Below are 20,221 nucleotides of genomic sequence, written 5' to 3'. Positions count from 1 at the left end.
GGGCTATGGACGGCTTCATTCCGGCGGAGAACGGGCGACGCAGGACGCTGAAGGCACCCATCGGGTGCGTCGGCACCGGCCTGCATTCCGGTCGTCGCGTCGCGCTCACGCTGCGCCCTGCGGCTGCGGGCACCGGCATCGTCTTCCGCCGCACCGACCTGGGTCTGGACATTCCCGCGATGTTCGACCGCGTGGTCGACACCCGCCTGTGCACCGCGATCGGTCAGGGCGACGCGTCCGTCTCCACCATCGAACACGTCATGGCGGCGCTCGCCGGCAGCGGCATCGACGATGCCGTGGTCGAGGTCGACGGCCCCGAAGTGCCGATCATGGATGGCTCCGCCGCCCCGTTCCTGTTCCTGATCGATTGCGCCGGCATCGTGACCACGGCCGCCCCACGCGCCGCGATCGAGGTTCTGCGCGCTGTCCGCGTCGAGGAGCCGAACGGCGCCTTCGCCGAATTGCTGCCCGGCCGCGAACCCGCCTTCGACGCCGAACTCGAGATCGACTTCCCGAATACCGCGATCGGCCGCCAGGCGCTGGCGCTGCGCGTCTCCCCCCTCGCCTTTCGCGAGGGCCTGGCCGATGCGCGCACCTTCACCCTGGCCGAGGACGTGGCGCGGCTGCGCGCCGCCGGCCTGGCGCAGGGCGGCAGCCTGGCCAACGCCGTGGTCGTGGATGGGCCGATGGTCCTCAACCCGGGTGGGCTTCGCCGTCCTGACGAATTCGTGCGGCACAAGCTGCTCGACGTGGTGGGCGACCTGGCCCTGGCCGGCGCGCCGATCCGCGGGCGCTTCCGCGGTGCGCGGTCGGGCCATGCGCTGAACAACCGCGTGCTGCGCGCGCTGTTCGCCGACGCCACGGCGTGGCGCATGACCGGCCTGCCCGTTATGTCCGAGGGCGCGGCCGCGACCCCCGTGCGCGCCGCCGCCGCACCCGCCATCGCCTGATCGGTCGCCGCTTGGCGGGCAGGGCCCTCGCCATGATATACAGCGGCCCGACCTCATGGCTCCCCCGATGATTCGCGTCGCACTCCCTATTCTCGTTCTTGTCGCGCTGGCCGGATGCAGCCGCTTCCAGCAGGGCACCGGCGCGGATCCGTCGTTGGCCCCTGGGGCCGCCGTGGCGGATGCGGCCGACCAGTCGCCCGAGGCGCTCTACGCCGCCGGGATGCAGGAACTGCGCGCCAACCGCTTCCAGCGTGCCGTCGACCTGTTCGACGCCGTCGAGCGCGAGCACCCCTATTCGACCTGGGCGACCAACGCGAAGCTGATGGCGGCCTATGCCGACTACACGCGCAATCGCTACACCGAGGCGATCGGCGCGCTCGACCGCTTCATCCAGCTGCATCCGGCGCATCGCGACGTCGCTTACGCGTACTACCTGCGCGCGTTGTCGCAGTACGAACAGATCAACGACGCGCAGCGCGACCAGCAGCAGACCATCACCGCGATGACCGCGCTGCAGGACGTGGTGAACCGCTTCCCCGACACCGCCTATGCGCGCGACGCCCGGCTCAAGATGGACCTGGCGCGCGACCACCTGGCGGGACGCGAGATGCATGTCGGCCGCTTCTACCAGCGCCAGGGCCTGCAATCGGCCGCGATCGGGCGCTTCCGCCGCGTGGTCGACGAATACCAGACCACCAACCACGTGCCCGAGGCGCTGCACCGCCTGACCGAGATTTACATCTCGCTCGGCCTGACCGACGAGGCGCGTCGGACGGCGTCGGTGCTCGGCTTCAACTACCCGGGCAGCCCCTGGTACCAGGATTCCTACGCGCTGCTGGTGGAAGGCGCGCAGCCCGCGCCGCAGGACCGCCCCGGCTTCGTCCGCCGCAGCATCAACTGGCTGTTCTGAGAGAGGGGCACGGAAGCCCGTGCTCGCCAGCCTCGCCATCCGCGACGTGGTGCTGATCGAACGGCTCGATCTCGCCTTCGGCGCTGGCCTCACCGCGCTGACCGGCGAGACCGGGGCGGGCAAGTCGATCCTGCTCGACAGCCTGGGCCTGGCGCTCGGTGGCCGCGCCGAATCCGGCATGGTGCGTGCCGGGCAGCCGCAGGCCTCGGTCGCTGCCGCCTTTCATCCGCCCGCCGGCCATCCCGCCTTCGACATCCTGCGCGAACAGGGCATCGAGCCCGAGGAGGACCTGGTGCTGCGCCGCGTGGTGCAGGCCGATGGCCGTTCCCGCGCCTTCGTCAACGACCAGCCGGTTGGCGTGGCGCTGCTGCGGCGCCTGGGTGCGACGCTGGTCGAAGTTCAGGGCCAGCACGACCAGGTCGGCCTCGCGGACCCGGCCTCGCATGGCGGGCTGCTCGATGCCTTCGGCGCGCTGGAACCCCGCCGCGTCGCGACCGCGGAATCGTGGGGCGCCTGGCGCACCGCCACGAAGCGCCTTGCCGATGCGCGCGAAGCGATCGCCACCGCGCAGCGCGAGGAGGAATGGCTGCGCCACGCCGTCGCCGAACTGCGCGAACTGAACCCGCAGGAAGGCGAGGAAGACCGCCTCGCCGCCGAGCGCCAGCGCCTCCAGCAGGGCGAGCGCCGCGCCGAGGCCATCGCCGCCGCCATCGCCGAACTGACGCCGCGCGACCGCCGCGCCGCCACGCCCTCCCGTGCGTTGCGCGAGGCCGCCCGCGCGCTCGAACGCCTGCCTCCGCCCAACGACGAAGCCCAGCCCGCCATCGCCGCCTTGGCGGCCGCGCAGGACGCGCTGGCCGAGGCCGAGGCCGCGCTGCAGACCCTGCTCCACGAGGGCGGCCCGGATCCGCGTCGGCTCGAACAGACCGAGGAACGCCTGTTCGCCCTGCGCGCCGCCGCCCGCAAGCATTCGGTCGCGGTGGTGGACCTGCCGGAATTCGCCGCCGGGCTGCGCGCGCGCCTCGAAGCACTCGACGCCGGGTCCGGGCGCGTCGCCGCGCTGGAACGCGACGAGGCCGCCGCGCGGAAGGCCTACCTCGCCGCCGCCGCCGCCCTGACCGACGCGCGGCGCGACGCCGCGGCGAGGCTGGAGAAGGCCGCCGCCAAGGAACTCCCGCCGCTCAAGCTCGACCGTGCGCGCCTGGTCATCGACATCGCCGCGAAGGACGAAGCCGGATGGGGGCCGGACGGGCAGGACCGCGTGGCCTTCCTGGTCAGCACCAACCCCGGCCAGGCACCCGGCGCACTGGCCAAGATCGCCTCGGGCGGCGAACTCTCGCGCCTGATGCTCGCGCTCAAGGTCGTGTTGGCGCGCGGATCACCCGTGCCGACGCTGGTGTTCGACGAAGTCGATTCCGGCATCGGCGGCGCCACCGCGGCGGCCGTGGGCGAACGCCTGGCGCGCGTGGCCGAACGGCTTCAGGTGCTGGTGGTGACCCATTCGCCGCAGGTGGCAGCGCGCGGCGCGGCGCATCTGCGGGTGGCCAAGATGGTCAAGGGCGGGCGCGCAGAAACCCGCGTGGAAACCCTGCCCGAAGGCGAGCGGCGAGAGGAGCTGGCACGCATGCTCGCCGGGGAGCGCGTCACTGACGCGGCACGCGCCGCCGCGGAAAGCCTTCTCGCGGATGCGCGGTGACAGCAAGGTCGGGGGAGGGAACTCCCCCGAACCCCCTCCTTTTTCTGGAACTCCGCCCGCGCAGACGGGCAGCGCCATCAGGCGCGCCACGCCAGACGATGCACGGGCACTTAAACACCTGATCGCGCAACTCAACCGCGACCAGGGCGACCCGGACGACCTGCTCACCGACGCGCATGTCGAACGCGACATCATCGGCAACCCAAGCACGATCGCCATGGTCGCCCAAGGCACCGACGGCGCACTCATCGGCTACGCCACCGCGCACGCCACCTACGAGACCGGGCATGCCGAACACGGCCTGTATGTCGCCGACCTGTACACGTCGCCCACGCATCGCCGCAGAGGCATCGCCCGCGCGCTGCTCGCCGGCATCGCGCGCGCCGGACACGCGCAGGGCGCACGCCACCTCTGGCTGACCGCGAAGGCGCAGAACACCGCCGCCCACGCCTTCTACCGGCGCCTCGGCAGCCGCGGCGAAGCCGTCATGGCCTTCGCGGTGGTACAGCAGGATTTCCTGAACCTCGCCGCCGAACCCCCGCCATGATCCGCACCGCACGCCCCGCCGAAGCCGACGACGTCGCGGCCATGTTCAACGCCATCAACAGCCTCGATGGCCCAGGCCCCGTCGTGCCCATGACGGGCGCGCATGTGCGCCACCACTTGCTCGGCCCGAACCCGCTGTCGATGCTGCGCGTGGCGGAAGCGGATGGCGTATTGGCCGGCTTCGTCACCGGCAACATCGTGTTCGATTCCACCCGCGCGGCAGGCGGCTGCATCGTGGTCGATCTGTTCGTGCGCCCGGAATTCCGCCGCCGCGGCATCGCCCGCGCGCTGATGGCCGCACTCGCCGCCGAAACCCGCGCCGCCGGCGCCGTCTGCCTGTGGTGGGGCGTCGATGACGGCGATGACGAGGCCTCGGCCTTCTATGACTCGATCGGCGCCGTCATCGAGGAACACTTCACCGGCCGCCTGCTCGCGGGCGCCGCCTACGACACCCTCGCCGCCGAGGCCACCCCATGACGCCGCGCGACCCCGCCACGCTCACCGAAGCCGAGGCCGCCGAGGAACTCGCCGCGCTGGCCGCCGAGATCGCCCGCCACGACGCGCTGTATCACGGCCAGGATGCGCCCGAGATCAGCGACGCCGACTACGACGCGCTGGTGCGGCGCAACCGCGCGATCGAAGCGCGCTTCCCTGCCCTCGTGCGCGCCGACAGCCCATCCCGCCGCGTCGGCGCCGCCACAGCCGAAGGCTTCGCGAAGTCCCGCCACGGCGAACCCATGCTGTCGCTGAACAACGTGTTCAGCGCGGAGGACTTCGCCGAGTTCTGCGCCTCGATCCGCCGCTTCCTCGGCCTCGGCCCGGAGGAACCGCTGCGCTTCGTGGGCGAGCCCAAGATCGACGGCCTATCGATCAACCTGCTGTACGAGGACGGCGCCTTCGTGAAGGGTGCCACGCGCGGCGATGGCATCGAGGGCGAGGACGTCACGGCCAACCTGCTGACCATCGCCGACCTGCCGAAGCGCCTGCACGCCCCCTTCCCCGCCCGCATCGAGATCCGCGGCGAGGTCTTCATGGACAAGGCGGATTTCCTGGCCTTCCGCACCACGCAGGAACGCGCCCTGGCCGAGCGCGAAGCCCGCCGCGCGCGTGGCGATAAGCTCGGCGATGCGGTGATCGTGCCGGCCAATCCGCGCAACGCCGCAGCCGGTTCCGTGCGCCAGCTCGACGCGCGCATCACCGCCTCGCGCCCGCTCAAACTGTTCGCCTATGCCATGGGCGCCGCGAGCGAAGCACCGGCCGAGAGCCACCATGCCTTCCTGCAGCGCCTTGAAGCCTGGGGCTTCGCGGTGAACCCGCTCTCGACCCTGCTCGACAACGAAGCCGATGCGGAGGCCTTCCAGCGCCGCATCGGCGACGGGCGCGCATCCCTCGGCTACGATATCGACGGCGTGGTCTACAAGCTGGACCGCCTCGACTGGCAGCGGCGGCTTGGCTTCGTCGGCCGCGCGCCGCGCTGGGCGACCGCCTGGAAATTCCCCGCCGAGCAGGCCACCACCGTGCTCGAAGCGATCGAGATCCAGGTCGGGCGCACCGGCGCGCTGACGCCACGCGCGGTGATGCAGCCGGTCACCGTCGGCGGTGTCGTGGTGCGCCACGCGACGCTGCACAACGAGGACGAGATCGCCCGCAAGGACATCCGCATCGGCGACACCGTCCGCATCCAGCGCGCCGGCGATGTCATCCCGCAGGTGGTCGAAGTCCTGCTCGACAAACGCCCGCCCAGCGCCCAGCCCTTCGCCTTCCCCACCACCTGCCCGGCCTGCGGCAGCCATGCCATCCGCGACGGCGAGGACGTGGTGCGCCGCTGCACCGGCGGCCTGGTGTGTCCCGCGCAGGCGGTCGAGCGCCTCAAGCATTTCGCGTCCCGCCGCGCCATGGATATCGAGGGCCTGGGTGAGGAGAACATCCAGAAGCTGTTCGACGAGGGCCTGGTGCGCAGCCCGGCCGACATCTTCCGCCTGGCACAGCACGCGGATCGGATGCGGCAATGGGAGGGCTGGGGCGCGCGGTCGAAGAAGGCCGACGATGCGCGCAAGGTCGCCAAGCTGCTCGACGCCATCGAGGCGCGCCGCAACGTCCCGCTGGAACGCTTCATCTTCGCGCTGGGCATCCGCCGCATCGGCGAACAGAACGCGAAGCTGCTGGCACGCCACTACCACACGCTCGAGGACTGGCGCGCCAGGATGATCGCCGCCCACATCATCGGGTCGGAAGCGCGCGAGGAGCTCGGCTCCATCCAGGGCATCGGTCCCGCCATCGCCGAGGAGCTGGTGGAATTCTTCGCCGAACCGCGCGCGGTCGCGGCGCTCGACGACCTGGCGCGCGAGGCCCCGCCGCTGCCCGCGGAATCCAGCGCTGCGGCCGACAGCCCCTTCGCCGGCAAGACGCTGGTCTTCACCGGCACGCTCGAGACCCTGTCGCGCGATGAGGCCGAGGCGCAGGCCGAACGCCTCGGCGCCAAGGTCACGAAATCGGTGTCGAAGAAGACCGACTTCGTCGTGGTTGGCGCCGATGCCGGGTCGAAGGCGACCAAGGCCACGGAACTCGGCCTGCGCATCCTGACCGAGGCGGAATTCCGCGACCTGGCCGGCATCACCTGACGGCCCGGCCGATCGCGGGCGCGGATCGCAAGGCCGCGGCCAGGACGGGATGCCGCTGCGGACGCTGGCTCCGCGCGGGCCTGCGGCACCTTGCATGCGGATCAGTGCCGCCGAGCACGCGTCGCGGATCGCTGGCAGGAGCAGATCCCGGTCGGCATGGGACATTTGATCGGGTGACAGTGCTCGCAAGGACAAATGCCGCGCACCCGGGCGAGCGGAGGCGGCTCCCGCGTCTCGCGTCGCTTGCACCGGCGGTCTCAACGCCCAACCTGACTGGGTGAGATACAGCGACAGGAGACCGACATGGCCGACAAGATCGACGCGAAATTCACCGCCCATGCCAGCGCCACTGGCGGGCGCAACGGCCACACCGCGGCCGATGACGGCCTGGTCTCCGTGGACCTGTCCGTGCCCAAGGCGATGGGCGGCCCCGGCAAGCCCAATACCTCGACGCCCGAGCACCTCTTCGCCGCCGGCTACGCCGCCTGCTTCGGCGGCGCGGTGGACTTCGTCGGTCGTCAGCACAAGGTGAACGCGGCAGGCGCCAAGGTCAGCGCGGCGGTCTCGATCGGCCCGCGCGAGGGCGGCGGCTTTGGCCTGTCCGTCGTGCTGACGGTCGAGGACCCGACCATTCCCCAGGCGACGCTGGAAACCCTCGCCCAGGAAGCGCACGAGAAGATCTGCCCCTATTCCCACGCCACGCGCGGCAACGTGGACGTGACGCTCACCATCAAGGGCGGCTGAACCGGCCCGCGAGGGCCAGCAGCGCCGGACGGACGGCATGGCCCCGCGCCATGCCGGCGCCCGGCACACACGGCCGGATGCAGCATCAACGCACCTGATGCATTCCATCAAGGCAATGCGTTGGACGAATGGTGAGCGGTGGGCGCATCACGCTGCCCATGCCCGTCGATCCTTCCCTGCTAGCCGGATTCCTCATCGCCTGTCTGGTGCTGGTGGTCACGCCAGGCCCGGACATGGCCTTCGTGCTCGGCCAGACGCTCTCGGGCGGGGCACGGCGCGGCTGGGCTGCCACCGCTGGCGTTTATGCCGGCGTCGGCGTGCACATCGTGCTGGCCGCGCTTGGCGTCGCCGCCCTTGTCGCGGCGAACCCGGCGCTGTTCACCGCGCTGCGTATCGCCGGCGCGCTCTACCTGTTGTGGCTCGGCGCGCAGGCGATCCGTGCGGCATGGCGCGGCCCGGCCGCGGACAGCGCCGCCGAACCGGCCGCCATCAGCCTGTCGGCTGCCTTCCGCCAGGGCTTCGTGACCAACCTGCTGAACCCGAAGGTGGGGCTGTTCTTCCTGGCCTTCGTGCCGTTGTTCGTCGATCCCGGCCGCAGCCCGGCCTGGGTGCAGATGCTCATCCTCGGGCCACTGCTGCCCGCCATCGCGCTGCCCTTCTACGCGCTGCTGATCCCGGCCGCGGCGCGCATCGCCGGGCGGCTGCGCGCGTCATCGGCCGGGCGCTGGCTGGATGGCGCGGCGGGCACGCTGTTCGTTGGCCTCGGTGTCAGGATGCTGCTCGGGGCGCCGCGCTGAACAGCGCATCGAGACCGACGCGCATCATCGCGACGGGGTCGCGCCCCGGTCCGCGGCTGACGCTCGCAATGTGGCTGCCGGCCAGCACCACATGCCGTGCGCCGGCGATCAGCGCGCTGTCCACCGGCACCAGCCCGTCATTCGGGCCGTAGCCGCGCTTCTCCATCCATTGCGCGGCGGCCAGGTGCAGCCTCTCGCGCCCGCGCGCGGTGCCGGGGGCGAGCGCGGTCGCGAGGCACGCCACCGGCAGCGCCGCCAGCAGACGCGCGATCGGCCCCTGCGCGGCCGCCATCCAGTTGCGCCGTACGCCGGTCGTCAGGTCGCGCACGCCCTGCTCGGTGCCGATGCGCATCATGCGCGCGAAGCCGCCGGCCGCGGCCTCGAGCGGCTTGGCGCCAACCACCACATCTGCCACCGGGCTGCCGTGGAAAGGCGACTGCATCGCCAGGAAGCCCATGCAGCGCGCCTGTGCCGCGGGGTCAAGCAACGCCGCCAGCGCCTCCAGCCCGCCCTTGCTGTGCGCGATGACCAGCGCGGGGCGCGGGTCGGACAGGATGGCGGCGCGCAGCAGCGCGGCATTCGCCGCGACGGATTCCGCGGTGCGCAGTTTCACCACCGAGGCATCCGCACCCTGCGCGCGCAGCCATTCGGCCAAGGGCTGCATGTATTCCAGGCCAAGCGGCTGCAGCGCGACCGCCAGGTCGCCCATCAGCCCATAGACGAGCAGCACGCGCTGCCCGCCCAGGCGCGGCGTGTCACTCCCGCTCGGCATCCAGGCGATAGGCGATGCCGCCCTTCTCCGACACCAGGCGCGCGGTGGCGCGGCCCTCCGCGCTGCGTTCCAGGACAAGCAGGAAGGGGTCGTCGGGATCGGCCGAGATCCGCAGAAGCACCGCGAGCGCCCCCGGCCCCGCCGCCACCGCCAGCCCGCGTCCCCGTGCCGACACCCATTCGCAGGGCGCGGCATTCGGGTCCTCGCAGATGCCGCGATCGGCGGTCCATTGCAGTTCGACCGGACCGGCGGCGTCCTGGATCACATGTAGCCGCAGCGTGGCGGCGCCGGCGCGGGTGCGGATGCGCGGGTCGTCGCGCAGCAGCGACCAATTGCCGTTCCACGGCCCGGCCGCAGTGCCCCTCGCGCGCTCGGCCGCCGCCAGGGCACCGGCGGACTGCCCCGCCGCCGGCCCCGCCAGCAGCGCTGCCAACGCGGCGGCCCGGGCGGCGTGCCTCATCGCGGCGCCTCCAGCGCGCCGAGGCCCTGCTGCGTCCAGGCGACCGACTCGCACTGGCGTATGCAGGTCACGGTGGTCACGCGCACCCGCACCTGGTCACAGGACGCACCAACGGCCTGGGTGGGCGTGATCGAATCCCTGGATTCGCCCGCGTCGACGTTGCTGACATTCACGACGGAAACCGGAAGCGTCAGCGCCGCGCTGTTGCGCATATCGGTGGCGGCGATCTCGGCGATGAAGGTGCTCAGGCGCACCGTGCCGACGTTCCGAATCCGGAAGACCATGCCGCAGCGCGGCGTGGCGCCCCCGGTGTCGGTCTGCGCGATGACCTGGACCTCCGCCCGGTTGAGCACCCTGGCAGGGGTCTGCGCAGTGGCGGGGCCAGCCGCCAGGACGACGCCAAGCGCCAGCGCCATGTATCGAACCATTCACCCGGTCTCCATCGTTGCTGTCCCGGTCACCGCCGGGTGGCACAGCCTAGATGCCGCGCAGACCGTGTCACGACTGCATTTCACAGCATGGAATCCCCGGTCGGTGACCGCCGCCTGCACGTCGGCCGCGGGTTCCTAGAGCGGGGCGCAGGCCGCCGCCAGCCAGGCCGCCGTAGCGCCGTCCAGCGCCGGGCCGACCTCCGTCAGCACCCGGGCGTGATAGGCGTTCAGCCAATCCCGCTCCGCCACCGTCAGCAGCGCCACATCGACCAGCGCCCGGTCGAAGGGCGCCAGCGTCAGCGTCTCGAATTCCAGGAAAGGCTTGGCCGCGCCCGGCACGGTGGACGGCACCACCAGCAGCAGGTTCTCCAGCCGTATGCCGTATTCGCCGGTGGCGTAGAAGCCGGGTTCGTCGGACAGGATCATGCCCTCGCGCAGCGGCACCACGCGTGCGGCGCGCGAGAAGGCCGCCGGGCCTTCATGCACCGACAGGAACGACCCCACGCCATGCCCGGTGCCGTGGTCGTAGTCGAGCCCGGCATCCCACAGCGGCCGCCGCGCCAGCGCATCGAGGTGCGGCCCCGCGACCCCCGCGGGGAAGCGTGCGGTCGCCAGCGCGATATGCCCCTTCAGCACGCGCGTCGCGCGGTCGCGCAACCCCGCCGGCGCGGGCCCCGGCCCGGTCCAGAGCGTACGCGTGATGTCGGTCGTGCCGTCCAGGTACTGCCCACCGGAATCGATCAGGTAGCACTCGTCGGGCGCGATGCGGCGGTTGCTTTCCGGGGTGACGCGATAGTGGACGATGGCACCGTGCTCGCCCGCGCCCGAGATGGCGGAGAAGGATTCGCCGCGGAAGCGGTCCACCTCGCGGCGGAATGACAGCAGTTGGTTCGCCGCCGAGATCTCGCTGAGGCCACCCTGAGGCGCCTGCGCCGCGAACCAGGCGAGGAATCGCGCCATCGCCACCGCGTCGCGGCGATGCGCCGCACGCGCGCCGTCACGTTCCACCGCGTTCTTGCAGGCGCGTGGCATCCGGCAGGGGTCCTCGCCCGGGCTGACCTCAGCACCGGCGGCGCGCAGACGTTCGGCGAACCAGGCGGGCGTCGCCTCGGCATCGATGCGCACGCGCCGGCCACGCAGCGCATCGAGCGCGGCGGGCAATTCCTCGCGCGGTCGCACGACCACCTGGTTGCCGAGGTGCGAGCGCGTGGCCGGCGGCACCTTGCGCGGGTCCATGAAGACATCGACGCGCGCGTCGTCATGCAGCAGCGCGAAGCCCAGCGCGAGCGGCGTATTCGCAAGATCCCCGCCGCGGATATTGAGGAGCCAGGCGAGCGAATGCGGGTCGGCCAGCACCACCGCGGCTTCCTTCGCGGCGCGGAGTTCGGCCGCGGCCTCGGCCCGCTTGTCCTCGGCCGGCTTGCCGGCGAAGGCGATGGGGTGCGGCAGGGCCTCGGCCATCGGTGCGGGCGGGCGATCCGCCCAGGCGGCATCGACCGGGTTCGCCGTGACCGGCACAAGCGTGACGCCGGGCACAGCCAGGCGATCGATCGCGGGCGCCGCATGCAGCCACGGGTCGTAGCCGATGCGCTGGCCCTGGGCATGCGCCTTCAGCCACTCGGTCGCGGGTTCCTCGGTCAGGTGCCGGCATTCCCATAGCGCCGGGTCGGTCTGGGTGCGCACCTGCAGCGTGTAGCGGCCATCGGTGAAGACCGCCGCGCGGTCCGCCAGCACGATCGCCATGCCGGCGGAGCCCGTGAATCCGGTCAGCCAGGCCAAGCGTTCGCCCGAGGGCGGGACGTATTCGCCGATATGCTCGTCGGATCGGGGGATGATGAAGCCCTGCAGGCCGGCGTCATGCAGGCGGGCGCGGAGGGCGGCGAGGCGGTCTTGGGGTGACAGGGTCGTGATCCTCGTTACCGCATTGTTGCATTCATCCACAGGAAGCCATGCGTTTATCACATAACTTGATCGTGTCCTTGGCGCATCACCTGTGGCCGTGCTGCACCTATATTGCGTCCACGAAGGGTCGGCCGCCCCGCACGGGCCGCCCACCCGGGACAAGGACACTTACCATGGACGCCCGTATCACCAAGGCCGAGGCCGCCCTGCTGCTGCCCGCCACAACCATCCCCTCCCGCCGCCTGGCCGAGGTCGAGGCCATCCGCCTCGCCGCCATCGCTGCGCGCGACGAGGCTGTCGCCGACGGCGTCCGCCGCGCCGGCCAGGCCATGCTGAACGCTGCCGAGGCTCTGGTCCGCGCGCTGGTCACCTTCCCCGCGCGCATCGACACCTACCGCGCGCTGCGCAGGCTGTCGGACCGCGAGCTGCGCGACATCGGCATGACGCGCTTCGATATCCCGCGCGTCTTCGACCCGTCCTTCGCGACGCGCGCCGCGAATGACAGCCCGCAGGCGCCGCAGCGCGCCGCCTGAGGGTCTGTTCGGCACCTCCGCCACCGGCGTCCCACATCCGCATCCTGGAATGGGTCGCCGGCCGGGGGCGGGCCGGTACCGGGCGGCGCGCATGCGCGAGACGGAACATGCCCGACCAGACACGGACACCGTGGCGGCGCGGCGATCACCGCGCCGTTACAATTTTCGTTGTTGGCGCCGCCCCGCCATGCCTACGCTTTCCCTGGGGAAAACCCTGGGGGAACGAACATGCTGCGCATATTCCAGATCGTCGGCGCCCTTCTATTGCTGGCAGCCCCGGCTGCCGCCCAGGCCCCCTGTCCAGCCAATTTCCAGGGACAGTCGGCGCCGGTGACCTGCTCCTGCGCGACCGAGGCGGCGCTTTCGGGCAGCGTGTGGGGCTCCGGGACCTACACCACCGACAGCCGGATCTGCCGCGCCGCGGTCCATTCCGGCGCCATTCCCGCCACCGGCGGCGTGGTGGTGGTCACCCCGGCGCCTGGCCTGCCCGCCTATGCCGGCAGTGCGGCGAACGGCATCACCACCTCCAACTACGGGCCTTGGAGCGCATCCTTCACCGTAGCCGCGCCGGCCGCCGCCGCCGCGGCCTGCCCCGCCACCTTCCAGAACCAGGCCGCACCGCTGACCTGCACCTGCACCACCGAGGCCGCGCTGTCCGGCACGGTCTGGGGGACCGGCGTCTACACCGCCGATAGCCGGGTCTGCCGCGCCGCCATCCATGCGGGCGCCATCCCGGCCACCGGCGGCGTCGTCGCGGTAACGCCGGCGCCCGGCCAGCAGGCCTATGCCGGCAGTGCGGCGAACGGCATCACCACCTCCAACTACGGGCCGTGGAGCGCCTCCTTCACCGTGGCTGCCGCCGGCGCCCTGGCGGCGGACCTCGACGCCTGCCCGGCGAATTTCGAGGGGCGGACCGCACCCGTCAGCTGCGCCTGCGCGCCGGAAGCGGCGATGTCGGGGTCGGTCTGGGGCACCGGCATCTACACCACCGACAGCCGCGTCTGCCGCGCCGCGGTCCATGCCGGGGTCATCCCGGCGACAGGCGGGGCCGTGAACATCGTCCCGGCGCCGGGGCAGAACGCCTATGCCGGCAGCGCCGCCAACGGCATCACCACGTCGAACTACGGGCCGTGGGGCGCATCCTTCACCTTCCGGCGCTGATCGGAAGCTTCGCTTGAACATCGGGTGCCGGCGGTCGATCCCATCGACCGCCGGCCTTGGCGTGTCCCGACCCTCGCATGCGTCCGGCCTGAGGCACCCCTCGGCCGATGCCCGAACGGCCGGGCGGGCTCGCGGGCGGCGGCCGCTGCGGTCACCCAGCCCCGCGCTTGGCCGCAAGTGCCGCTGGCATGACGGCCGAGGCGCGGCGGCGCGCCTGGCCTCGCAGCACCGTGGGGCACGCACCCCTGGATGCATGCCAGGGCAGCGGCGGCACGACATCGTGGCGCCCCAGGCGGCTGCACCGCCGCCGGCCGGGACAAGGCGCGTGCGCGCGTCACCCGTTGCGCAGGCGAAGGCGGCCCTGCCGCGGATAAGCCCGCCGTCCTGCGCGTCCAATCAGCGCTCGAAGCTGAAGGACCCGCCCCAGGGCCCGAAGTTCAACGAGGTGACGCCGTTGGACTGGCTCCCGGTGAACTGGGCCTGCCGTCCGCGCGGCACCATGCCCACGGCGCCGCCCTGCGGCCCGACAAGGCCGGCATGCCGCGCAGCGCGGCAGATCTGGCTGTCGGAGGAATACACGCCGGTGCCCCAGACCGATCCGCTCGCCACCAGGTTGGCGGTGCAGATGCAGGACAGCCGTTCGGTGCGGCCCTCGAAATTCGCCGGGCAGGTCGGTGTCTCGGCGATCTGGGGCATGCCGAAGGTGAAGGATGCGCGCCACGGCCCGAAGGCCTGGGTGGTGATGCCGTTCTGACTCTCACTGGGATAGGAGGCCTGGCCGGGTGCCGGCTCCACGCCCACGACGCCGCCGCTGCGGTCGATGACGCCGGCATGCATCGCCGCACGGCAGATCCGGCTGTCTGAGGTGTAGATCCCCGAGCCCCAGACAGCGCCCGTCCGGCCGGCCTCGGCACTGCAGGTGCAGGTAAGCGGCGCGGTCCGCCCCTCGAAATTCGGGGGGCAGGGCGCCTGCGCGGCCGCCGTGCCGGCCAGGGCCAGCAAACCGCCGAAAGCCAGAATCAGACGCCGCATCGCGCTACCCTCACAGGACCGTGGGCGCCGAGACTAGAGCATCACGCGGCAGAGCGGAATCGACCGGGCGGATCAACGACATGGTGCCTGTTCACCACACCGGCGATGTCGCCTTTGCCGATCGGCCGCGAGCGCATCTTCCGGGCTGTCGGTCGCGGCGCCGACCCGGCCACCCAACAACCGATGCCGGGTGGGAACCCGGCCGGTGCCGCCCGGTCGGAAAGCGCGCTAGCCTGGGACGCGTCCTTGGAGGGATCGCCCCGAATGCGTCTTGGTCTGTTCATGATGCCGCTCCACCCGCCGGCACGCCCGATGCACGAGACGCTGGCCGAGGATACCGAGAAGTCCCTGCTGGCCGACCGGCTGGGCTTCGACGAGCTTTGGGTCGGCGAGCATTTCTCCGCCACCTCCGAACCGATTGCATCCCCACTGATGTTCATGGCCGGGCTGGTGCACCGCACGCGGCTGGCCTTCGGCACCGGCGTGATCAACCTGCCCAACCACCACCCGGCCATCGTCGCGGCCGAGGTCGCGCAATTCGACCATATGTCCGGCGGGCGGTTGATGCTTGGCATCGGGGCCGGCGGCCTCGCCTCGGACTTCGAGCTGTTCGGCGACATCGCGCCGATGGAACGCGGCAAGCGCATGCTCGAATCGATCGAGACCATCCAGGCGATCTGGGCCGGCGGCCCGCCCTACGACATCGCTGGTGCCACCTGGCCCATCCGCCTGTCCCGCACTGTGCTGCCCGACTACGGCGTGGGCTTCATGCCCAAGCCCTTCCGGCCGGGCGGGCCGTCGGTGCACATCTCCGCCCGCCAGGCCGACAGCTACGGCGTGACCGTGGCCGCCGCGCGCGGCTGGGGCGTGATCAGCGCCAATTTCGTGGCGCACCGGATCCTGGCCGGACATTGGCGCAGCATGGCGAAGGGCCTGGCCGAGGCCGGCCGCCCGGTGGACGGGTCGAACTGGCGCGTCGCGCGTAACATGGTCATCGCCGCGACCGACGCCGAGGCCCGCGCCCGCGCCACCGCGCCCGAGGGGGCGACTCGCTACTACTACGACTACCTCGGCAGCCTCGCGAAGCGCGCGGGCCTGGCTGGCACCATGACCCCGCGCGAGGACATGGACCCGATGGCGGCCACGCCCGAGGACATGATCGAGGCCTGCGTCATCGCCGGATCCCCACGCACCGTGCTCGACCGCCTGGTGGCGCTGCGCGAGGAGGCCGGCCCCTTCGGCCACCTGCTGATGCCGGGCCTCGACTGGACCGGCGTGAACGCGGCCTGGGAGGCGGAGAGCATGCGGCGCCTGGCGGAGGAGGTGATGCCGTGGCTGCGCCAGCATGCGGAGGCGACGGCGAAGGCGGCGGAGTAGCGCGCCTGCATGCTGCCGACATCCTGCTGCGCGTGCTCGGGATCTGCTGCTGGCTGGTCGCGATGAACATCCTGGCGATCGTCGCCGTCCACCACGACAAGCGCATGGCGCAGCAGCGCCGGTGGCGGCTGTCGGAGCGGCTGCTGCTCCTGATCGCGCTGCTTGGTGGCTCGCCGGGCATGCTCGTGGCGCGCCGGCGCTTTCGCCACAAGACGCGCAAGCAGCCCTTCACCGCTGCGCTGTATGCGGTCTGCGGCCTGCAAGTGGTCGCCATCGCCTGGCTGGTGCTGAACGGTCCGACCATCCCGCCCGCGGTCTTGCGGCAGGTCAGCGCGTTAACGTCGCGCTAACCGCCGTCCCGCACAGTGCGACGATGCAGGTTGCACTCAACACGTCCATTGCCGCGTCGGTGCAGGGCATGCAGCGGGCCACCGACCGGCTCGCTGAGGCCGCCAGCGTCATTGCGGCACCCGCGGCGAGCCCTGCACGCGGGTCTGACCCATCGCCGGCGCCGCCCACCGGCAATGAGGGCCTGACCGCCGCGCAGGCCAGCGGCGATGTCGAGCAAGCGATGGTCGATACCATCCTGGCCCGCCGCGCCTACGAGGCCAACGCCAAGGCGCTCGAGACCAATGCCCAGCTCCAGCGCGACGCGCTGAGCCGCAGCGCCTGACCGGGCGTCAGGCGAACAGGTCGAGCCCGTCCGTCGCGAAGCGCACGCTGCCGTCGCACAAGATCGGGTTGACCCCGCCGGTGTGGTGGCTCCGTGCGGGCGCGGCGTCGGCCGGCGCAGGATCCCACGCCAGATCCTCCGTCACGGCGGGGCCAGGCCAGTCGGGGAACGTGCCGTCGCGCCCATCTGGCGCTAGGGCCTTGAACAGGAACATGTCCGGCTCCGCGACGGTGTCCTGGCCGCCCGACGGCGGAACGGTCACCTTGATGTGCAGTTCCTTGATCTCGATGGGCATGACGGGCCTCCTTCAGGGCTTGATGAACGCCTTCGCGTTCGCGTTCGACGAAGTGCTTCAGGGCGGTAGGTGGGGGTGCGCGGTCGGTCGCGCGGCGGCCACGACCGTGCAGTACGCGATGCGCCCTGCACGGTGCGCAGCGGGCCCGGGCGCCCAACCCGCCCGGCCCGTCGACGCCCGCGCGATGTGTCAGACCGCGTTGTCCGAGACCTTGACGTAGCCGGTCGAGTACGGCCCCCCGGCTTCGACGCCCGCAGTCGCAAGGTCGGACAGGTCGTCGAATGGCCCCAGCAGGGCCGCAGGCAGGTCCTCGAGCGCCGAAGGCGGGCGCACGGTGACGTATTTCCACTCGACATCGGCCATGGCCGCGGAAGCCGGGTTCTCGCCGGTGATGATCCGGCCATCGACGATGACATCATCGCCCGCGACCGCTTCGATCGTGTCGACGGACACACGGTACTCGCGCCAGCCAGCCGCCGCCGCTGCCTCGCCCGGTGGCGCCGCGTCCCAGGAGAAACTGTCGACCTCGATGGTGCCACGCTGGTCGTCGCCGCCCGCCGTCGCCGACGTCCCGTCGATCCGCGCCCAGGCAAGGACGGTGGTCGCATGGGAGATGCCCGCTGCCGGGTCCGCCGCATCCACCGCCAGGCGCGCGTCGTCCGCCTCGCCCGTCGTCGCGCCGTGCCCGAGCAGCGCTGCCGAGAGGGTCTTGCCGGTGCCGGGCGGTCCCTCCGCCATCCCGGATTCCGGCGTCGCGCCCATGAGCGCGTCGGCGTGGGACAGCTCACCGGTACTGCTTTCGCTTCCGCCCCCGTGGCCGCTGACCTGGTAGCTCGTGACCAGTACGTCCGGGAGGTCCACGCTCGCGGCGGCCGCATCGTCGCGCAGGATGCCGCTGTCATCGGCCGCCTGCGCGTTCAGCTCGTGGTTGCGCACGAGGATCGTCGGGCCGCTGGGCCTGCCGGCCGCGTCCCCGACGGAACCGGCAACGAGCGCGGCATCGCTTGCCTCGGGACGGCCCTTGATGTCGCCGATCGGTATGTAGATGGGCATGGCGGTGTTTCCTTTTCCGTGTGGATGGTGAGGCCACGCTCATGCGCAGCCGGCCGTCCTATGGATCGCTCCGTATCCGGAAAGGAACCCGCAGCCCCGCACGCACCTCATGCGCGGTTGCATCCGCGCAGGCGCCTGATGCAGCGTTGCGGCGGGGGAATGTGATCCATGTCGCTGAACTGGGATGACCTGAAGGTGCTGCTGGCGATCAGCCGGTCGGGGTCGCTCACCTCCGCCGCCGCGCTGCTCGGCATCGACCAGTCCACCGCCGGGCGGCGCATCTCGGCCCTCGAGGCGGATCTCGGAGCCATCCTGTTCGTCCGCTCCAAGACCGGCTTCGCGCCGACGCCCGCGGGCGAGGTCACCATCGCCCGTGCCCTCGAGATGGAAGCCCGCGCCATCCGCCTCAGCGAGGAGGTCGCGAACGCGGGCCAGGGCGCGGTGGGCCTGGTGCGCATCATCGGCAATCCGTGGAGCACGACGCGGCTCGTCGAGCGCGCGGTGCCGGCGCTGCTGGCGCGCCATCCGCGGCTCGACCTGCGGATCATCACTGCATACGCGGGCCGCAGCCTCGGTCGGGGCGAGGCCGCACTCGCATTGTGGTTCGAGGTGTCGCCGCGCGACGCGGAATTCGCGGTCAAGCTCGGCGACGTGCCCTACGCGGTCTATGCGCCCGCCGGCGTCGATCCCGGCCCGCTGCCCTGGGTGTCATTCTGGGACGACGACGCGCCGCTGCGCGGACTGATCCGCTGGATCGAACGCGAACGCAAGGCGGGCGAGGCCCTGCGGCTGACCGCGACGGATTCGGCGGTGCTGCGCGCGGGCATCCGCGGCGGCCTGGGCAAGGGGCTGCTGCCGATGTGCCTGGCCGAGGGCGATGCATCCCTGGTGCGCGTGGCCGACGGCCCGCCCGAACTCGTGCGCACCCTGCACATCCATGCGCATCCGGACACGATCCAGACGGCGCGCATCCAGGTCACCATGGCCTGGCTGCGGGAGTCCTTCGCAGACGTCTTCCTGCCGGCGACCGTCGGGCGGACCGCGTGATAGGCTGCAGGGTGGCATCTGCGCGGACCGGGACCCATGCGGCTTCAGGACGACGATATCGACCTCGTGCGCGGCAGTTTCTGGCATGTCTCCCGCATGGGGCCGGAGACGGCTGCGATCTTCCATGACCGGCTGTTCGAGATCGCGCCACAGACCCGCGTGATGTTTCCCACCGACCTCACGGAGCAGGGCACCAAGCTCATGAGCATGCTGGGGTCCATCGTGGCACGGCTGCATGACCACGAGGTGCTGTTCCCCATGGTGGCCGACCTTGCCCGCCGCCACGTCGCCTACGGCGCGCAGCCCGCGCATTACGAAGCGGTTGGTGCGGCGCTGATGGCGGCGCTGTCCCGCACGCTCGGCGAGCGTTTCACGCCAGACGTCGAGTCCGCGTGGCGCAACGCCTACGACGCCCTGGCGCGGACCATGATCGAGGCCGCCTGGCCGCCAGAGCAGCCCGCCTCCTAGTCGACCCCGCGCCGCGCCGCATGACTGGCCTGCCGCGAACGGAGCCCGCGCCCGACCGCTGCGCTCACAAAGCGCGCAGCTGTTCGCAACGCCGCATCCTGCTCTTCACGGTATGCAACGTTGCACAGACGTCGGCCCCTTTGGCGCGCTCAAAACCAGTGCCGGGCTGATCCGTCGGACAGCCACGCCGCGCAGCGGTCCGCTGCCGTGCAGGACGGACGGACGGAAAGGACCAGTAACGTGCCAGTATTTCTCAAGTGGGACGGGATCGACGATGATCCTACGCCGCCGCCCCCGCCCCCACCCCCGGCGAATGGCGGCGGTCGCGATGGCAAGGTCAGCGATCTCTCGGCCGATCCGGGTGGCCGCGCCGATGGCGGCGGCACGGGCAAGACGCTGTCGGCGACACTGCTTGGGAAGCCCGGCCCGATCGGCGGCGAGGCCGATGCCCATGCATCCGATGCCTTCTTCTTCGACCAGACGGGTCGTCTCGAGCACACGTCGCCCGACGATGGGGCCAGCTTCGTCATGAACGACATGATTCCGGCCGAGCCGACGGAGCAATTCGACCTGATGGGGAGCGAGCCAGATCTGGGTGTGCTGCCCCTGGAGCAGATGGCGCTGAACTTCACGAGGGTCGATTGGGACTGAGGATGCCGACGGCGCGGCAATCCGCCCCGTACCGAGAACCGGGCCGGTCGCTGACAGTCTGGCCCGGGTCAGGCGCCAAGGGTGACCGCCCCTCGCTGGATG

Annotated in this window: 23 protein-coding genes; 16 read left to right on the top strand and 7 right to left on the bottom strand. The window is 71.6% G+C overall.

Annotated features, from left to right (window positions below; genetic code table 11):
* The first annotated feature begins 5 nt into the window (after window positions 1-5).
* The 8 genes from lpxC to MWM08_RS05105 all read left to right on the top strand — a co-directional run bounded on the left by lpxC (window position 6) and on the right by MWM08_RS05105 (window position 8,264).
* Window positions 6-950 carry a UDP-3-O-acyl-N-acetylglucosamine deacetylase gene (gene lpxC / locus MWM08_RS05140; protein ID WP_244458399.1) on the top strand — a complete coding sequence of 315 codons (945 nt, stop codon included), beginning with the start codon at window positions 6-8 and terminating at the stop codon, window positions 948-950.
* A gap of 67 nt (window positions 951-1,017) precedes the next feature.
* Window positions 1,018-1,860, top strand: coding sequence for an outer membrane protein assembly factor BamD (locus tag MWM08_RS05135; protein WP_244458398.1), 843 nt, complete (start codon window positions 1,018-1,020; stop codon window positions 1,858-1,860).
* 19 nt (window positions 1,861-1,879) lie between these two features.
* Window positions 1,880-3,556 carry a DNA repair protein RecN gene (gene recN / locus MWM08_RS05130; RefSeq protein ID WP_244458397.1) on the top strand — a complete coding sequence of 559 codons (1,677 nt, stop codon included), beginning with the start codon at window positions 1,880-1,882 and terminating at the stop codon, window positions 3,554-3,556.
* A complete protein-coding gene (locus tag MWM08_RS05125; protein ID WP_244458396.1) occupies window positions 3,546-4,103 on the top strand; it encodes a GNAT family N-acetyltransferase in 558 nt (185 codons plus the stop codon). Before recN ends, MWM08_RS05125 begins: the two co-directional genes overlap by 11 nt.
* On the top strand, window positions 4,100-4,579 hold the full coding sequence (locus MWM08_RS05120; protein ID WP_244458395.1) for a GNAT family N-acetyltransferase: 480 nt from the start codon (window positions 4,100-4,102) through the stop codon (window positions 4,577-4,579). The genes MWM08_RS05125 and MWM08_RS05120 overlap by 4 nt, the downstream gene beginning before the upstream one ends.
* Entirely contained in the window at window positions 4,576-6,723 is a 2,148-nt protein-coding gene (gene ligA, locus MWM08_RS05115) for an NAD-dependent DNA ligase LigA (protein ID WP_244458394.1), read from the top strand. The genes MWM08_RS05120 and ligA overlap by 4 nt, the downstream gene beginning before the upstream one ends.
* 303 nt (window positions 6,724-7,026) lie before the next feature.
* Entirely contained in the window at window positions 7,027-7,467 is a 441-nt protein-coding gene (locus tag MWM08_RS05110) for an organic hydroperoxide resistance protein (protein ID WP_244458393.1), read from the top strand.
* A 158-nt stretch (window positions 7,468-7,625) separates the two neighbouring features.
* Window positions 7,626-8,264, top strand: a complete 639-nt coding sequence (locus MWM08_RS05105; protein WP_244458392.1) for a LysE family translocator — start codon at window positions 7,626-7,628, stop codon at window positions 8,262-8,264.
* Here the strand turns inward: MWM08_RS05105 and MWM08_RS05100 are convergent.
* The 4 genes from MWM08_RS05100 to MWM08_RS05085 all read right to left on the bottom strand — a co-directional run bounded on the left by MWM08_RS05100 (window position 8,236) and on the right by MWM08_RS05085 (window position 11,868).
* Window positions 8,236-9,036 (bottom strand): hypothetical protein, encoded by an 801-nt coding sequence (locus MWM08_RS05100; RefSeq protein WP_244458391.1) that lies wholly within the window; start codon window positions 9,034-9,036, stop codon window positions 8,236-8,238. The two genes, MWM08_RS05105 and MWM08_RS05100, sit on opposite strands and share 29 nt — an antisense overlap.
* Window positions 9,020-9,496: a hypothetical protein gene (locus MWM08_RS05095; protein ID WP_244458390.1), complete on the bottom strand. Its 477-nt coding sequence runs from the start codon at window positions 9,494-9,496 to the stop codon at window positions 9,020-9,022. The genes MWM08_RS05100 and MWM08_RS05095 overlap by 17 nt, the downstream gene beginning before the upstream one ends.
* Window positions 9,493-9,912 carry a hypothetical protein gene (locus MWM08_RS05090; protein ID WP_244458389.1) on the bottom strand — a complete coding sequence of 140 codons (420 nt, stop codon included), beginning with the start codon at window positions 9,910-9,912 and terminating at the stop codon, window positions 9,493-9,495. The genes MWM08_RS05095 and MWM08_RS05090 overlap by 4 nt, the downstream gene beginning before the upstream one ends.
* Before the next feature lie 150 nt (window positions 9,913-10,062).
* Entirely contained in the window at window positions 10,063-11,868 is a 1,806-nt protein-coding gene (locus tag MWM08_RS05085) for an aminopeptidase P family protein (RefSeq protein WP_244458388.1), read from the bottom strand.
* Between the two features lie 134 nt (window positions 11,869-12,002).
* Here MWM08_RS05085 and MWM08_RS05080 point away from each other — a divergent pair, with 134 nt between their 5' ends.
* Window positions 12,003-12,362 (top strand): DUF1127 domain-containing protein, encoded by a 360-nt coding sequence (locus tag MWM08_RS05080; RefSeq protein WP_244458387.1) that lies wholly within the window; start codon window positions 12,003-12,005, stop codon window positions 12,360-12,362.
* Window positions 12,363-12,590: 228 nt separating this feature from the next.
* The gene (locus tag MWM08_RS05075; protein WP_244458386.1) at window positions 12,591-13,523 is read left to right on the top strand and encodes an LCCL domain-containing protein; all 933 of its coding nucleotides are present in this window, start codon (window positions 12,591-12,593) and stop codon (window positions 13,521-13,523) included.
* Between the two features lie 396 nt (window positions 13,524-13,919).
* Here the strand turns inward: MWM08_RS05075 and MWM08_RS05070 are convergent, their stop codons facing one another.
* Window positions 13,920-14,555 carry an LCCL domain-containing protein gene (locus MWM08_RS05070; RefSeq protein ID WP_244458385.1) on the bottom strand — a complete coding sequence of 212 codons (636 nt, stop codon included), beginning with the start codon at window positions 14,553-14,555 and terminating at the stop codon, window positions 13,920-13,922.
* Window positions 14,556-14,660: 105 nt separating this feature from the next.
* Between MWM08_RS05070 and MWM08_RS05065 the strand changes: the two genes are divergently transcribed.
* Genes MWM08_RS05065 through MWM08_RS05055 form a run of 3 tightly spaced genes read left to right on the top strand, consistent with a single transcriptional unit; the run spans window position 14,661 to window position 16,605 of the window.
* Window positions 14,661-15,932 carry an LLM class flavin-dependent oxidoreductase gene (locus MWM08_RS05065; protein ID WP_341482856.1) on the top strand — a complete coding sequence of 424 codons (1,272 nt, stop codon included), beginning with the start codon at window positions 14,661-14,663 and terminating at the stop codon, window positions 15,930-15,932.
* On the top strand, window positions 15,887-16,282 hold the full coding sequence (locus tag MWM08_RS05060; protein WP_244458383.1) for a DUF1294 domain-containing protein: 396 nt from the start codon (window positions 15,887-15,889) through the stop codon (window positions 16,280-16,282). Before MWM08_RS05065 ends, MWM08_RS05060 begins: the two co-directional genes overlap by 46 nt.
* A 23-nt stretch (window positions 16,283-16,305) precedes the next feature.
* The gene (locus MWM08_RS05055) at window positions 16,306-16,605 is read left to right on the top strand and encodes a flagellar basal body rod C-terminal domain-containing protein (protein ID WP_244458382.1); all 300 of its coding nucleotides are present in this window, start codon (window positions 16,306-16,308) and stop codon (window positions 16,603-16,605) included.
* Window positions 16,606-16,612: 7 nt separating this feature from the next.
* On the opposite strand, the gene MWM08_RS05050 is transcribed toward MWM08_RS05055, so the two are convergent.
* Window positions 16,613-16,900: a DUF5908 family protein gene (locus MWM08_RS05050; RefSeq protein WP_244458381.1), complete on the bottom strand. Its 288-nt coding sequence runs from the start codon at window positions 16,898-16,900 to the stop codon at window positions 16,613-16,615.
* Window positions 16,901-17,089: 189 nt separating this feature from the next.
* The gene (locus MWM08_RS05045; RefSeq protein ID WP_244458380.1) at window positions 17,090-17,953 is read right to left on the bottom strand and encodes a type 1 glutamine amidotransferase family protein; all 864 of its coding nucleotides are present in this window, start codon (window positions 17,951-17,953) and stop codon (window positions 17,090-17,092) included.
* Between the two features lie 168 nt (window positions 17,954-18,121).
* Here MWM08_RS05045 and MWM08_RS05040 point away from each other — a divergent pair, with 168 nt between their 5' ends.
* From MWM08_RS05040 to MWM08_RS05030, 3 genes are all read left to right on the top strand, one after another.
* A complete protein-coding gene (locus MWM08_RS05040) occupies window positions 18,122-19,000 on the top strand; it encodes a LysR family transcriptional regulator (RefSeq protein WP_244458379.1) in 879 nt (292 codons plus the stop codon).
* A 36-nt stretch (window positions 19,001-19,036) separates the two neighbouring features.
* Window positions 19,037-19,468: a globin domain-containing protein gene (locus tag MWM08_RS05035; RefSeq protein ID WP_244458378.1), complete on the top strand. Its 432-nt coding sequence runs from the start codon at window positions 19,037-19,039 to the stop codon at window positions 19,466-19,468.
* 240 nt (window positions 19,469-19,708) lie between these two features.
* Window positions 19,709-20,119 (top strand): hypothetical protein, encoded by a 411-nt coding sequence (locus MWM08_RS05030; protein ID WP_244458377.1) that lies wholly within the window; start codon window positions 19,709-19,711, stop codon window positions 20,117-20,119.
* Window positions 20,120-20,221 lie beyond the last annotated feature (102 nt).

The sequence above is a fragment of the Roseomonas fluvialis genome, from assembly GCF_022846615.1.
Taxonomy (GTDB): domain Bacteria; phylum Pseudomonadota; class Alphaproteobacteria; order Acetobacterales; family Acetobacteraceae; genus Neoroseomonas; species Neoroseomonas fluvialis.
The sequence above is the reverse complement of the archived record's forward strand: the minus strand, read 5'-3'. Positions and strand labels throughout refer to the sequence as shown.

Excerpts from the sequence above, each read along its gene's own strand:
- MWM08_RS05040 (WP_244458379.1), top strand. The coding sequence starts at position 18,122 with ATGTCGCTGAACTGGGATGACCTGAAGGTGCTGCTGGCGATCAGCCGG.
- MWM08_RS05110 (WP_244458393.1), top strand. The coding sequence starts at position 7,027 with ATGGCCGACAAGATCGACGCGAAATTCACCGCCCATGCCAGCGCCACT.
- MWM08_RS05055 (WP_244458382.1), top strand. The coding sequence starts at position 16,306 with ATGCAGGTTGCACTCAACACGTCCATTGCCGCGTCGGTGCAGGGCATG.
- MWM08_RS05120 (WP_244458395.1), top strand. The coding sequence starts at position 4,100 with ATGATCCGCACCGCACGCCCCGCCGAAGCCGACGACGTCGCGGCCATG.
- MWM08_RS05035 (WP_244458378.1), top strand. The coding sequence starts at position 19,037 with ATGCGGCTTCAGGACGACGATATCGACCTCGTGCGCGGCAGTTTCTGG.
- lpxC (WP_244458399.1), top strand. The coding sequence starts at position 6 with ATGGACGGCTTCATTCCGGCGGAGAACGGGCGACGCAGGACGCTGAAG.
- MWM08_RS05050 (WP_244458381.1), bottom strand. The coding sequence starts at position 16,900 with ATGCCCATCGAGATCAAGGAACTGCACATCAAGGTGACCGTTCCGCCG.
- MWM08_RS05090 (WP_244458389.1), bottom strand. The coding sequence starts at position 9,912 with ATGGCGCTGGCGCTTGGCGTCGTCCTGGCGGCTGGCCCCGCCACTGCG.
- ligA (WP_244458394.1), top strand. The coding sequence starts at position 4,576 with ATGACGCCGCGCGACCCCGCCACGCTCACCGAAGCCGAGGCCGCCGAG.
- MWM08_RS05135 (WP_244458398.1), top strand. The coding sequence starts at position 1,018 with ATGATTCGCGTCGCACTCCCTATTCTCGTTCTTGTCGCGCTGGCCGGA.
- MWM08_RS05100 (WP_244458391.1), bottom strand. The coding sequence starts at position 9,036 with ATGCCGAGCGGGAGTGACACGCCGCGCCTGGGCGGGCAGCGCGTGCTG.
- MWM08_RS05125 (WP_244458396.1), top strand. The coding sequence starts at position 3,546 with ATGCGCGGTGACAGCAAGGTCGGGGGAGGGAACTCCCCCGAACCCCCT.
- MWM08_RS05095 (WP_244458390.1), bottom strand. The coding sequence starts at position 9,496 with ATGAGGCACGCCGCCCGGGCCGCCGCGTTGGCAGCGCTGCTGGCGGGG.
- MWM08_RS05105 (WP_244458392.1), top strand. The coding sequence starts at position 7,626 with ATGCCCGTCGATCCTTCCCTGCTAGCCGGATTCCTCATCGCCTGTCTG.
- MWM08_RS05075 (WP_244458386.1), top strand. The coding sequence starts at position 12,591 with ATGCTGCGCATATTCCAGATCGTCGGCGCCCTTCTATTGCTGGCAGCC.
- MWM08_RS05045 (WP_244458380.1), bottom strand. The coding sequence starts at position 17,953 with ATGCCCATCTACATACCGATCGGCGACATCAAGGGCCGTCCCGAGGCA.
- MWM08_RS05080 (WP_244458387.1), top strand. The coding sequence starts at position 12,003 with ATGGACGCCCGTATCACCAAGGCCGAGGCCGCCCTGCTGCTGCCCGCC.
- MWM08_RS05070 (WP_244458385.1), bottom strand. The coding sequence starts at position 14,555 with ATGCGGCGTCTGATTCTGGCTTTCGGCGGTTTGCTGGCCCTGGCCGGC.
- MWM08_RS05065 (WP_341482856.1), top strand. The coding sequence starts at position 14,661 with ATGTCGCCTTTGCCGATCGGCCGCGAGCGCATCTTCCGGGCTGTCGGT.